The organism is Streptomyces sp. NPDC005648 (assembly GCF_040605395.1).
Lineage (GTDB): Bacteria > Actinomycetota > Actinomycetes > Streptomycetales > Streptomycetaceae > Streptomyces.
Genome location: NZ_JBEXCS010000011.1, coordinates 78,260 through 91,582 on the forward strand (window position 1 = coordinate 78,260; position 13,323 = coordinate 91,582).

The 13,323-nt window shown below is 70.2% G+C and carries 10 protein-coding genes; 9 read left to right on the top strand and 1 reads right to left on the bottom strand.

Annotated features, from left to right (window positions below; translation table 11 throughout):
* The 8 genes from murG to ABZT17_RS09140 all read left to right on the top strand — a co-directional run bounded on the left by murG (position 1) and on the right by ABZT17_RS09140 (position 7,297).
* Complete coding sequence (murG, locus tag ABZT17_RS09105; protein WP_356345678.1) at positions 1-1,098, top strand: undecaprenyldiphospho-muramoylpentapeptide beta-N-acetylglucosaminyltransferase; 1,098 nt, start codon at positions 1-3, stop codon at positions 1,096-1,098.
* 35 nt (positions 1,099-1,133) lie between these two features.
* Complete coding sequence (locus ABZT17_RS09110; protein WP_356345680.1) at positions 1,134-1,943, top strand: FtsQ-type POTRA domain-containing protein; 810 nt, start codon at positions 1,134-1,136, stop codon at positions 1,941-1,943.
* A 277-nt stretch (positions 1,944-2,220) separates the two neighbouring features.
* Complete coding sequence (gene ftsZ, locus ABZT17_RS09115; protein ID WP_356345683.1) at positions 2,221-3,417, top strand: cell division protein FtsZ; 1,197 nt, start codon at positions 2,221-2,223, stop codon at positions 3,415-3,417.
* Positions 3,414-4,142 carry a peptidoglycan editing factor PgeF gene (gene pgeF / locus ABZT17_RS09120; protein ID WP_356345686.1) on the top strand — a complete coding sequence of 243 codons (729 nt, stop codon included), beginning with the start codon at positions 3,414-3,416 and terminating at the stop codon, positions 4,140-4,142. Before ftsZ ends, pgeF begins: the two co-directional genes overlap by 4 nt.
* A 4-nt stretch (positions 4,143-4,146) precedes the next feature.
* Positions 4,147-4,866, top strand: coding sequence for a YggS family pyridoxal phosphate-dependent enzyme (locus tag ABZT17_RS09125; RefSeq protein ID WP_356345689.1), 720 nt, complete (start codon positions 4,147-4,149; stop codon positions 4,864-4,866).
* Between the two features lie 128 nt (positions 4,867-4,994).
* Positions 4,995-5,636 (top strand): cell division protein SepF, encoded by a 642-nt coding sequence (sepF, locus tag ABZT17_RS09130; RefSeq protein ID WP_356345691.1) that lies wholly within the window; start codon positions 4,995-4,997, stop codon positions 5,634-5,636.
* A gap of 49 nt (positions 5,637-5,685) precedes the next feature.
* Positions 5,686-5,976: a YggT family protein gene (locus ABZT17_RS09135; protein ID WP_356345693.1), complete on the top strand. Its 291-nt coding sequence runs from the start codon at positions 5,686-5,688 to the stop codon at positions 5,974-5,976.
* Positions 5,977-6,028: 52 nt separating this feature from the next.
* Positions 6,029-7,297 carry a DivIVA domain-containing protein gene (locus ABZT17_RS09140; RefSeq protein ID WP_356345696.1) on the top strand — a complete coding sequence of 423 codons (1,269 nt, stop codon included), beginning with the start codon at positions 6,029-6,031 and terminating at the stop codon, positions 7,295-7,297.
* Positions 7,298-7,492: 195 nt separating this feature from the next.
* Here ABZT17_RS09140 and ileS read toward each other — a convergent pair whose 3' ends face one another.
* Positions 7,493-10,630, bottom strand: coding sequence for an isoleucine--tRNA ligase (ileS, locus tag ABZT17_RS09145; RefSeq protein WP_356345699.1), 3,138 nt, complete (start codon positions 10,628-10,630; stop codon positions 7,493-7,495).
* A gap of 591 nt (positions 10,631-11,221) precedes the next feature.
* On the opposite strand from ileS, the gene ABZT17_RS09150 reads away from it, so the two are divergent.
* Positions 11,222-13,309 carry a TraR/DksA family transcriptional regulator gene (locus ABZT17_RS09150; protein ID WP_356345700.1) on the top strand — a complete coding sequence of 696 codons (2,088 nt, stop codon included), beginning with the start codon at positions 11,222-11,224 and terminating at the stop codon, positions 13,307-13,309.
* Positions 13,310-13,323 lie beyond the last annotated feature (14 nt).

A 13,323-nucleotide genomic window follows, 5' to 3' on the forward strand; every position in this document is an offset into this window, starting at 1 on the left:
GTGCATGTCGTACTCGCCGGTGGGGGGACCGCCGGCCACATCGAGCCCGCGCTCGCCCTCGCGGACGCCCTGCGCAGGCAGGACCCGACCGTGGGGATCACGGCCCTGGGCACGGAGCGGGGCCTGGAGACCACGCTCGTCCCGCAGCGTGGCTACGAGCTCGCACTCATCCCGGCCGTCCCGCTGCCCCGTAAGCCCACGCCCGAGCTGATCACCGTCCCGGGCCGGCTGCGCGGCACGATCAAGGCGACCGAGCAGATCCTGGAGCGCACCAAGGCGGACGCCGTCGTCGGCTTCGGCGGCTATGTCGCCCTGCCCGGCTATCTCGCCGCCAAGCGCCTCGGCGTGCCGATCATCATCCATGAGGCCAACGCGCGCCCCGGTCTCGCCAACAAGATCGGCTCGCGCTACGCCGCCAAGGTCGCCGTATCCACCCCGGACAGCAAGCTGCGCGACGCCCGCTACATCGGCATCCCGCTGCGCCGCACCATCGCCACCCTCGACCGGGCCGCCGCCCGCCCCGAGGCCCGCGCGATGTTCGGGCTCGACCCCAACCTGCCGACGCTGCTGGTCTCCGGCGGCTCGCAGGGCGCCCGGCGCCTCAACGAGGTCGTCCAGCAGGTGGCCCCCTGGCTGCAGCAGGCCGGCATCCAGATCCTGCACGCGGTCGGTCCCAAGAACGAACTGCCGCATGTACAGCAGATGCCGGGAATGCCCCCCTACATCCCGGTAAGTTACCTGGACCGGATGGACCTCGCGTACGCCGCGGCCGACATGATGCTCTGCCGCGCGGGCGCGATGACCGTCGCCGAACTCTCCGCCGTCGGACTCCCGGCCGCCTATGTCCCGCTGCCCATCGGCAACGGCGAACAGCGGCTGAACGCCCAGCCGGTGGTGAAGGCCGGCGGCGGACTGCTGGTCGACGACGCGGAACTCACGCCCGACTGGGTGCGGGGCAACGTCCTGCCCGTGCTCGCCGACCCGCACCGGCTGTACGAGATGTCCCGCGCCGCCGCCGAGTTCGGCCGGCGGGACGCCGACGACCTGCTCGTCGGCATGGTGTACGAGGCGATCGCCGCCGGCCGTGCACACCGCTAGGAACGGTTTTCCCATGTGAGCGAAGGGCAGGAAGCGTGGCCGGACCGACCACCGCGGAAGACCGCGGTGAACGCCAGCAGGAGTCGTCCGGCCCGCCTCTCGCCCGGCGGTTGAGGCCGCCACGCCTTCAGCTTCGCCTTCGTACGATCATCATCCTCGGTGTCACGCTCGTCCTCCTCGGCGTGGGCTCCGTCTGGTTGTTGTACGGATCCCAGTGGCTGCGCGTTGAACGCGTATCGGTTTCCGGTACCGACGTGCTGACGCCGACGCAGGTGCGGGAGGCCGCCGAAGTGCCCGTCGGGGCACCGATGATTTCCATCGACACCGATGCGATCGAGACACGTCTACGGGCAAAACTGCCCCGAATCGACACGGTTGACGTAGTCCGTTCCTGGCCCCATGGAATCGGTCTGAAAGTGGTTGAACGTACTCCGGTTCTCCTTGTCCAAAAGGGCGGAAACTTCATCGAAGTGGACCGGGGCGGTGTCCGTTTCGCCATGGTTTCTCAGGCCCCCCAAGGCGTTCCGGGACTTCAATTGCGGCCCGCCTCCTCCGGCTCCGCCGCCGCGAGCCTGCGCCGCTTCGGCGAGGACCGCCTGGTGCGGGAGGCGGTACGGGTCGCCGGTGCGCTCCCGGCCGCGGTCAGGCACATGACGCGGACCGTCAAGGTGCGTTCCTACGACGACATCTCGCTGGAGTTGAACGGCGGACGGACGGTCGACTGGGGGAGTTCCGAACAGGGTGCGCTGAAGGCCCGTACGCTCACCGCTCTCATGAAAGCGGCGCCGGATGCGCGGCACTTCGACGTCTCGGTTCCCACCGCCCCTGCGTCATCAGGGAGTTGACGCACATCAGCGCAGGCCAGCACCCTGGTTGGGCACCGCTATGGCTGATCACATAGGGTGAAAAGAAAAACGGGAGGTTCGGCGTGTTCGTTGAACGTGCGCCACTTGTCGACTTAGTGTCCTGTTCGGAAGAGTCCAGCGAACAGTCACACTGGTAACCCTAAACTTCAACGTTAGGGTTCGGGTCGGCGATACGGACCGTCCCATTCGGCATCAGTCGTCGGATCGCATCTCCCGCGAAGCGACGACACGTAACTCGAGGCGAGAGGCCTTCGACGTGGCAGCACCGCAGAACTACCTCGCAGTCATCAAAGTCATCGGTGTCGGCGGCGGTGGTGTCAATGCCATCAACCGGATGATCGAGGTCGGTCTCAAGGGCGTCGAGTTCATCGCCATCAACACCGACGCGCAGGCGCTGTTGATGAGCGACGCCGACGTCAAGCTCGACGTCGGCCGCGAACTCACCCGCGGACTCGGCGCCGGAGCCAACCCGGCCGTGGGCCGCAAGGCCGCCGAGGACCACCGCGAGGAGATCGAGGAGGTCCTCAAGGGGGCCGACATGGTCTTCGTGACGGCCGGCGAGGGCGGCGGCACCGGCACCGGCGGCGCGCCCGTCGTGGCCAACATCGCCCGCTCGCTGGGCGCGCTCACCATCGGCGTGGTCACCCGCCCCTTCACCTTCGAGGGCCGGCGCCGCGCCAACCAGGCCGAGGACGGCATCGCCGAGCTGCGCGAGGAGGTCGACACCCTCATCGTCATCCCGAACGACCGGCTGCTGTCCATCTCCGACCGCCAGGTCTCGGTGCTCGACGCCTTCAAGTCCGCCGACCAGGTCCTGCTCTCCGGTGTCCAGGGCATCACCGACCTGATCACCACACCCGGTCTGATCAACCTCGACTTCGCCGACGTGAAGTCCGTGATGTCCGAGGCCGGTTCGGCCCTCATGGGCATCGGCTCGGCCCGCGGCGACGACCGCGCGGTGGCCGCGGCCGAGATGGCGATCTCCTCGCCGCTCCTGGAGGCGTCCATCGACGGCGCCCGTGGCGTGCTGCTCTCCATCTCCGGCGGCTCCGACCTCGGTCTGTTCGAGATCAACGAGGCGGCCCAGCTGGTCAGCGAGGCCGCCCACCCCGAGGCCAACATCATCTTCGGTGCGGTCATCGACGACGCCCTCGGCGACGAGGTCCGGGTCACGGTCATCGCGGCCGGCTTCGACGGGGGCCAGCCCCCGGCCCGCCGGGAGACCGTGATGGGTTCGTCCTCGGCCTCCGCCCGCCGCGACGAGCCCACTCCGGTACGGCAGTCCGACTCCCGCCCGTCCTTCGGCTCGCTCGGCAGCGTCACGCCGAAGGAGGACCCGCAGCCCGCTCCCGAGCCGGCCGCCGACCTCCCGGTCGCCCCGCCGGTCCCGCCGTCGCGCAGCTACACCGACAGCGCGGCCGAGGAGCTGGACGTGCCGGACTTCCTGAAGTGATAGGACGGCGCGACACCGTGAGCGGCGCGCACTTCGCCTTCACCGACCGGTGGGGTGGGGTGAGCGCCGTTCCGTACGAGGAGCTCAACCTCGGCGGAGCGGTCGGCGACGACCCCGGCGCCGTACGGACCAATCGCGAGCTGGCGGCCAAGTCCCTGGGTCTCGGCCCGGACCGGGTCGTCTGGATGAACCAGGTGCACGGCAAGGAGGTCGCCGTGGTCGACGGACCGTGGGGCGAGCGTCCGGTGCCCGAGGTCGACGCCGTCGTCACGGCGCGGCGGGGTCTTGCGCTCGCCGTGCTCACCGCCGACTGCACACCCGTTCTGCTCGCCGACCCCGTCGCCGGGGTCGTCGCCGCGGCCCACGCGGGCCGGCCCGGCATGATCGCCGGTGTCGTCCCGGCCGCGCTACGCGCGATGACCGAGCTCGGCGCCGACCCGGCCCGGATCGTCGCCCGCACCGGCCCCGCCGTCTGCGGCCGGTGCTACGAGGTGCCGGAGGCGATGCGGGCCGACGTGGCGGGCATCGAGCCGGCCGCGTACTCCGAGACGAGCTGGGGTACGCCCGCGGTGGATGTGACCGCCGGGGTGCACGCGCAGCTCGAACGGTTCGGGGTGCGCGACCGGGAGCAGTCGCCGGTGTGCACGCTGGAGTCGGCCGATCACTTCTCGTACCGCCGCGATCGCACCACGGGGCGACTCGCGGGATATGTCTGGCTGGACTGAGGACATGACGGACCGTAAGGACGAACTCGCCGAAAACCTGGCGAAGGTGGAGCGTCGTATCGCCGACGCGTGCGCGGCGGCCGGGCGGGCGCCGGAGGAGGTGACCCTGATCGTGGTCACCAAGACCTACCCGGCGAGCGATGTGAGGGTCCTGTCGGAGCTCGGTGTGCGGCACGTGGCCGAGAACAAGGACCAGGACGCCGCCCCCAAGGCGGCCGAGTGCGCGGACCTGCCCCTGACTTGGCATTTCGTCGGTCAACTGCAGACCAACAAGGTTCGTTCCGTGGTCGGTTACGCCGACCTTGTGCAGTCGGTCGACCGACCCCGGCTCGTCACCGCGCTGTCCAGGGAGGCGGTGCGGCAGGAGCGCGAGCTCGGCTGTCTGATCCAGGTCGCGCTCGACGCGGACGAGAGCGGGCGTGGCGAGCGCGGGGGCGTGGGCCCCGAGGGAATCGAAGAGTTGGGCGAGTCGATCGCGGCGGCGCCGGGGCTCCGGCTGGACGGACTGATGACCGTCGCACCGCTCACCGGCCCCTATGCGGGACGTGAACCGGCAGCGTTCGAGCGGTTGATGGATTTGTCGACCGACCTGCGCCGAGCCCATCCGGCTGCGAACATGGTCTCGGCAGGGATGAGTGCGGACCTCGAACAGGCCGTGGCGGCCGGAGCGACACATGTACGCGTCGGCACCGCGGTACTCGGAGTCCGCGCGAGGCTCGGGTAACGTCGCCAGGAAGTCGGACCACAGCAGAAAATATGGTCAATGCCGCCGAAGGCGGGCGCAACGACCTCGTGGATCGCGGGCACTTGGCAGTCGTCAGCCGATCCACCACAGAGCGGAGGACTCAGAGCATGGCCGGCGCGATGCGCAAGATGGCGGTCTACCTCGGCCTCGTGGAGGACGATGGGTACGACGGCCGGGGTTTCGACCCCGATGACGAATTCGAGCCCGAACTGGACCCGGAACCCGAGCGGGACCACCGACGGCACGAGCCGTCGCACCAGGCACATGTCGCACATCAGTCCCAAAGGGACGAAGAGGTGCGAATCGTGCAACCGTCCGCTCCGCGCGAACCGGTGGCCCGTTCCGCTTCGCTACCCGCGGAATCCGGCCGTCCGGCGCGCATCGCACCCGTGGCGTCCATCACACAAGAACGCGCAAGCCTGGAGAAGAACGCACCGGTGATCATGCCCAAGGTCGTGTCCGAACGAGAGCCTTACCGGATCACCACACTTCACCCGCGGACCTACAACGAGGCCCGTACCATCGGGGAACACTTCCGTGAGGGCACCCCGGTGATCATGAATCTGACTGAGATGGACGACACAGACGCGAAGCGACTTGTCGACTTTGCGGCCGGTTTGGTGTTTGGTCTTCACGGCAGCATCGAGCGGGTGACGCAGAAGGTGTTCCTGTTGTCGCCTGCTAACGTCGATGTCACGGCGGAGGACAAGGCCCGTATCGCAGAGGGTGGGTTCTTCAACCAGAGCTGAAAGCACCACCGGAACAGAGCAGGAAACAGGGGAGAGGGAAGCACAGACCATGAGCGTGTTCGCGCAGGTGATCTACATCGCGCTGATGGTGTTCCTTGTCGTGCTGATCTTCCGGCTCGTCATGGACTACGTGTTCCAGTTCGCCCGCTCATGGCAACCCGGCAAGGCGATGGTGGTCGTTCTGGAGGCCACCTACACTGTCACCGACCCACCGCTCAAGCTTCTGCGGCGGTTCATCCCGCCGCTGCGCCTCGGGGGCGTGGCGCTCGACCTGTCCTTCTTCGTACTGATGATCATCGTCTACATCCTCATCACCATCACGCAGAACTTCGTGAGGTGACTGTGGACGATACGGTCTTGCCGACTGCCGATGACTACGTTGAGGTGAAGAGATGCCGTTGACCCCCGAGGACGTGCGGAACAAGCAGTTCACGACCGTCCGCCTCCGAGAAGGCTATGACGAGGACGAGGTCGATGCCTTCCTCGACGAGGTCGAAGCCGAACTGACCCGCCTGCTCCGCGAGAACGAGGACCTGCGCGCCAAACTGGCCGCGGCCACGCGTGCCGCTGCCCAGAATCAGCAGAACATGCGCAAGCCTCCGGAGGGCCCCGGCGGTCCCGGTCCGGACCAGCAGCAGGGCATGCCCCCGCAGGGCATGCGAGGCCCCGGCGCCCCCGTGCCGGCCGGCATATCGGGCCCGCCGCAGCAGCAGATGGGCGGCCCCATGGGTGGCCCGCCCCAGCTGCCGAGCGGTGCGCCGCAGCTGCCCGCCGGCCCCAGCGGCGGCCCGGGTGGCCCGCAGGGACCCGGTCCGATGGGTCAGGGCCCGATGGGTCAGGGCCCGATGCAGGGACAGATGGGCCAGGGCCCTATGCAGGGTCAGATGGGTCAGGGCCCTATGCAGGGTCAGATGGGCCAGGGTCCGATGGGTGGCCCCATGGGCGGCCCGATGGGTCAGGGCACCATGGGCGGCCAGCCCATGCAGCAGCAGATGGGCGGCCCGATGGGTGGCCCCATGGGCGGCCCGATGGGTGGTCCGATGGGCGGCCCCGGTCAGGGCCCCGGTGGCGACAGTGCCGCCCGAGTCCTCTCGCTGGCGCAGCAGACCGCCGACCAGGCGATCGCCGAGGCCCGCTCCGAGGCCAACAAGATCGTCGGCGAGGCGCGTTCGCGTGCCGAGGGGCTCGAGCGTGACGCCCGTGCCAAGGCCGACGCCCTCGAGCGGGACGCGCAGGAAAAGCACCGCGTCGCGATGGGCTCCCTGGAGTCCGCCCGCGCCACGCTGGAGCGCAAGGTCGAGGATCTGCGCGGCTTCGAGCGCGAGTACCGCACCCGCCTGAAGTCGTACCTGGAGTCGCAGCTGCGTCAGCTGGAGACCCAGGCCGACGACTCGCTGGCTCCGCCGCGGACTCCCGCCACCGCGTCCCTCCCGCCGTCCCCGGCGCCCTCCATGGCCCCGGCCGGCGCGAGCGCCCCGTCCTACGGCGCCAACCAGGGCATGGGCGCTCCCGCGCCCGCCGCTCCGTCCTACGGCGGCCAGCAGCAGATGACCCCGGCCATGACCCAGCCAATGGCTCCGGTCCGCCCCCAGGGCCCCGGCCCCATGGGTCAGGCCCCCTCGCCGATGCGCGGGTTCCTGATCGACGAGGACGACAACTGAGGGCCGCGGCACGGTGAGTAGTACGCCATAGGCGTCGGCAGCGTTCAAAGGGGCGAGCCCCGGACATCGGTCCGGGGCTCGCCCCTTTTACGCGGGTTGACCGGCCCGCCCCGACGGGCGCGGGGCCGGTCGACATGCGGCTTCCACCGCCTGCGCACGACCGGCCCCGCGACCCGCAGCCGCATGCGGCGGGAATCACACCTTCCGGAGGCGGAACGAGAGCGACAGCCCCTCGTCGGTGAAGGGGGCACCGTAGGAGTCGTCCGCCTCGCCCTGGCCGAAGTCCGTGGCGAGGACCTCGTCGGCGATCAGACCGGTGTGCTCGGACAGGGCCGCGACGACGGCCGGGTCCGTGGACGTCCACCGCAACGCGATCCGGTCGGCCACATCCAGGCCGCTGTTCTTGCGGGCCTCCTGGATCAGCCGGATCGCGTCACGGGCGAGGCCGGCCTGGCGCAGCTCCTCGGTGATCTCCAGATCCAGGGCCACCGTCGCCCCGGAGTCCGACGCCACCGACCACCCCTCACGCGGGGTCTCTGTGATGATCACCTCATCCGGAGCGAGAGCGATCGTCTCACCGTCGACCTCCACCGACGCCGTGCCCTCGCGCAGCGCCAGCGACAGCGCCGCCGCGTCCGCGTTCGCGACGGCCTTCGCCACGTCCTGGACCCGCTTGCCGAACCGCTTGCCCAGGGCGCGGAAGTTGGCCTTGGCGGTCGTGTCGACCAGGCTGCCGCCGACCTCCGAGAGGGACGCGAGCGCGCTCACGTTCAGCTCCTCCGTGATCTGCGCGTGCAGCTCGGTGTCGAGGGACTCGAAGCCCGCCGCGGCGATCAGCGCACGGGACAGCGGCTGACGCGTCTTGACGCCCGACTCCGCGCGCGTGGCACGGCCGAGCTCCACGAGCCGCCGTACCAGGACCATCTGCTGGGAGAGCTCGGGGTCGATCGCCGTCAGGTCCGCCTCGGGCCACGAGGACAGGTGCACCGACTCCGGGGCGCCCGGGGTCACCGGCGCGATCAGGTCCTGCCACACCCGCTCGGTGATGAACGGGGTGAGCGGGGCCATCAGCTGGGTGACCGTCTGGACGACCTCGTGCAGGGTGCGCAGCGCCGCCTTGTCGCCCTGCCAGAAGCGGCGACGGGAGCGGCGGACGTACCAGTTGGACAGGTCGTCGACGAACGCCGAGAGCAGCTTGCCGGCGCGCTGGGTGTCGTACGCCTCCAGAGCCTGCGTCACCTGGTCGGTGAGCGCGTGGAGTTCGGACAGCAGCCAGCGGTCCAGGAGCGGACGGTCGGCCGGGGCCGGATCGGCCTCGCTGGGCGCCCAGCCGGAGGTGCGGGCGTACAGGGCCTGGAAGGCGACCGTGTTCCAGTAGGTGAGGAGCGTCTTGCGGACGACCTCCTGGATCGTGCCGTGACCCACCCGGCGCGCCGCCCACGGCGAACCGCCAGCCGCCATGAACCAGCGCACCGCGTCCGCGCCGTGCTGGTCCATCAGCGGGATCGGCTGCAGGATGTTGCCCAGGTGCTTGGACATCTTGCGGCCGTCCTCGGCGAGGATGTGACCGAGACAGACCACGTTCTCGTACGACGACTTGTCGAAGACCAGCGTGCCGACGGCCATCAGCGTGTAGAACCAGCCGCGGGTCTGGTCGATCGCCTCGGAGATGAACTGCGCCGGATACCGGCTCTCGAACAACTCCTTGTTCTTGTACGGGTATCCCCACTGCGCGAACGGCATCGAACCCGAGTCGTACCAGGCGTCGATGACCTCCGGCACGCGCGCGGCCGTCTTCCGGCACTTCGGGCAGGCGAAGGTGACGTCGTCGATGTACGGGCGGTGCGGGTCCAGTTCGGACTGGTCCGTGCCGGTCAGCTCGGTGAGCTCGGCGCGGGAGCCGACCACGGTGAGGTGGTCTTCCTCGCAGCGCCAGATCGGCAGGGGGGTGCCCCAGTAGCGGTTGCGGGACAGCGCCCAGTCGATGTTGTTGTTCAGCCAGTCGCCGTACCGGCCGTGCTTGACCGTGTCCGGGAACCAGTTGGTGTTCTCGTTCTCCTGGAGGAGGCGGTCCTTGATGGCGGTGGTGCGGATGTACCAGGACGGCTGCGCGTAGTAGAGGAGCGCGGTGTGGCAGCGCCAGCAGTGCGGGTAGCTGTGCTCGTACGGGATGTGCCGGAAGAGGAGGCCGCGCTGCTGGAGGTCCTCGGTGAGCTGTTCGTCCGCCTTCTTGAAGAAGACACCGCCGACCAGCGGGACGTCCTCCTCGAAGGTGCCGTCCGGGCGCACCGGGTTCACCACCGGCAGGCCGTACGCGCGGCAGACCTTGAGGTCGTCCTCACCGAAGGCGGGGGACTGGTGGACCAGACCCGTGCCGTCCTCGGTCGTGACGTACTCGGCGTTCACCACGTAGTGCGCCGGCTCCGGGAACTCCACGAGCTCGAACGGACGTTGATACGTCCAGCGCTCCATCTCGGCGCCGGTGAAGGACTCGCCGGTGGTCTCCCAGCCCTCGCCCAGCGCCTTGCCGACGAGGGGCTCGGCGACGACGAGCTTCTCGGTGCCGTCGGTGGCGACGACATAGGTGACCTCGGGGTGCGCGGCGACCGCGGTGTTGGACACCAGCGTCCACGGGGTCGTCGTCCACACCAGGAGCGCGGCCTGGCCGGCCAGCGGACCGGAGGTGAGCGGGAAACGGACGTACACGGACGGGTCGACGACCGTCTCGTAGCCCTGCGCCAGCTCGTGGTCGGACAGGCCGGTGCCGCAGCGGGGGCACCAGGGCGCGACGCGGTGGTCCTGGACCAGCAGGCCCTTGTTGAAGATCTCCTTGAGCGACCACCAGACGGACTCGATGTACTCCGGGTCCATGGTGCGGTAGGGGTCGTTCAGATCGGTCCAGTACCCCATGCGGGTCGTGAGCGCCTCGAAGGCGTCGGTGTGGCGGGTCACCGACTCCCGGCACTTGGCGTTGAACTCGGCGATGCCGTACGCCTCGATGTCCTGCTTGCCGCTGAAGCCGAGCTCCTTCTCGACCGCGAGCTCCACCGGCAGGCCGTGACAGTCCCAGCCGGCCTTGCGGGCCACGTGGTAGCCGCGCATGGTGCGGAATCGGGGGAAGACGTCCTTGAAGACGCGGGCCTCGATGTGGTGGGCGCCGGGCATGCCGTTGGCGGTGGGCGGGCCCTCGTAGAACACCCATTCGGGGCGGCCCTCGGACTGCTCCAGGGTCTTGGCGAAGATCTTCTGCTCGCGCCAGAAGTCGAGCACGGCGTGCTCGAGCGCGGGCAGGTCGACCTGGGCGGGCACCTGGCGGTACGTCGGCGTTGTCATCAGCGAGCTTCCTCCGGCGGACTTGCTGCCTTCCGTCCGGAGGGACGAGAGCTGTCTTCTGTACGCCGCTTTCGGCGCGCTCCCGCGGTACCACCCTCCTTGGCTCCCCGGTGCGCCCTGTGCTCCGGTGAGCCCCCTCATTGGGGTCGCGATGCCGGGTCTACTTGCCTTCGCGGGCGTTCTTCCGGCGGCTCCGGGGTGATCTTCACGTCGCGCTCGCCCCCGGGCTTCCACCGTCCCCGGGTCGCTCTGGGCTGCGTACGCCGCTACTCGTCCCCATCCACGCTTCTCGCTCCGCCCAGTGTACGGCGCCGCACGGACAGCGGCCGACCGCTTTTCGGGGCCCGGGGGGAGGGGGCGTCGCGGGGGTGGGGATGCCCCGAATGGAGCGGTACGCGTGTTCGGATTCTGGGACGCACGGTCCGGCGGATTATGCCGCGACGAGCTGGGCACAACGGATGCAGGCTTGCGGAGCGGCGTGCGCGAGCCGGGCGAATCGGGCGGTGTGCCCCGTTGCCGCGGGGCTCAAGTCGATTTATCGTCCCAGCACGATTCGCGTGCAAGATCACAATATGTGAAGGGGCCGCGGCCATGGTGGCGAAGAAGACCGCCGTACAGCAGTCGGCGTCCGGCAGGTCCACCCGTGCCTCCGGCGGTGCGGCCAAGGATGTGAGCGGCAAGAAGAGCGCCCGGGCCGGCGCCGCCGCGGGTGCCGGGGGGTCGGCACGGGCGGCGAAGGCCACCAAGCCGGTGAAGACGGTCCGGGCGACCTCCACGACGCCGGCCAAGGCGACGGGGTCCAGAGCGGCCCCGCAGAAGAAGCCCGCCGAGACCGACGGACCCGCCAGAAGCTCGGCCGAGCAGGCGGCGGGCAGGACGGCAGCGGGCAGGAAGACGGCGGGTAGGCAGACGGCGGGCAGGCAGACGGCGGCTGAGAAGCCGTCGGGTACGCCGTCGGGGGCCAAGAAGTCGGCGAGCGGGAGGGCTGCCGCGCAGGCGGTGGCGGCGAACGAGGCGGCCGCTGGGGCGGCGGCGGCCAAGGGGGCTGTGGGGAAGGCGGTGGTGGCGAAGGAGGCGGCCACCGAGGCGATGGCGGCCAAGAGGGCTGCCGGTGAGGCGGTGGCGGCGAAGGCGGCGGGTACGAGGACGGTGAGCAGGAGGGCCGCCGCGAAGGCGACGGCGGCGAAGGAGATGGCCACCGAAGCGATGGCCGCTGAGAAGGCGGCCGTCCGGGAGGCGGCCACCAGGGAAACCACCGCCAAGAAGGCTGCTGCGAAGGAGTTGGTCAGCAAGACAGCCGCGGCCAAGGGGGCGGCCGGCAAGGAGGCGGCCGGTAAGAGGGCCGCGGCCAAGAAGGGCGCCGCGAAGAAGGCGGCCACCAAGGGGGCGGCCACCAAGGAGGCGGCCACCAAGGAGGCGGCCACCAAGGAGGCGCCGACCAAGGCCGCGGCCAAGAAGGGAGCCGCGCAAAAGCCGGCTGCCGGTGAGGGGGTGGCCGAGAAGGCGGCCTCCGAGGCGATGGCGGCGCAGAAGGCGGCCCGGAAGAAGGCTGCCACCAAGGCCACGGCCAAGAAGGCAGCCGCGAAGAAGGTGGCTCAGGAGGAGCCGGCCGCGCGAAGGGCGGTCACAAAGAAGTCGGCTGCAGGTGAGGCGGTGGCCGAGAAGCCGGCCTCCGAGGCGGCGGTGGCCGGGAAGGTTGCGGCCAAGGAGATGCCTGGCGGGGGGGTGGCCGGGAAGGTTACGGCCAAGGTGGCGCCTGCCGGGAAGGCGGCGGCGAAGAAGGCGGGAGCCAAGGAGGCGCCTGCCAAGAAGGCGGTCGGGAAGGCGGCGTCCCAGAGGGCGCCTGCCGGGAAGGTGGCCGGGAAGGCGCCTGCCAAGGAGGCGCCTGCCAAGGAGGCGGCGGCCAAGGTGGCGCCTGCCAAGAAGGCGGCGCTCAAGAAGACGGTGGCCAAGAAGGCCGTTGGTGAGGAGGCCGTTGGTGAGGAGGCGGTCGTCAGGGGGGCGGTTGGGGAGGAGTCTGTTTCGGAAGGGGGAGTCGGGGAGGAGGCGGTCTCCGGTGGGGCCGTCGTAGAGGGAGGTGCCGCGGGAGCGGGTGGCGTCGGGCGGGGCGCGGCTCGTACCAGGGCGGCGAAGAAGAGCAGGAGCACGGCCAACAAGGCGGGCGCGGCGCAGGCCGCGGAGCAGACGGGAGCCACGACGGTGGTTGCGAAGAAGACTCCTGGCACGGCCACGGCGGCGCAGAACGCCGTACCCAAGGCACGGGTCGCCGCGGCGGTGGAGCCCGGCGAGCTCGCCGTACGCCCCGGCGAGGACCCCTGGACCCCGGAGGAGGTCGAGGAGGCGCGGGCCGAGCTGCAGTCGGAGGCGCTGCGGCTGCGCGCCGAGATCACCTCGTCCGAGGACGCCCTCCAGGGCCTGATGCGGGACTCCGGGGACGGCGCCGGCGACGACCAGGCGGACACCGGCACCAAGAACATCACGCGCGAGCACGAGCTGGCCCTCGCGGCCAACGCGCGCGAGATGCTCACCCAGACCGAGCACGCCCTGGTACGCCTCGACGAGGGCACGTACGGTCTGTGCGAGAACTGCGGGAACCCGATCGGCAAGGCCCGTATGCAGGCGTTCCCGCGGGCCACCCTGTGCGTGGAGTGCAAGCAGAAGCAGGAACGCCGGTACTGAGGGCGTACACGCGC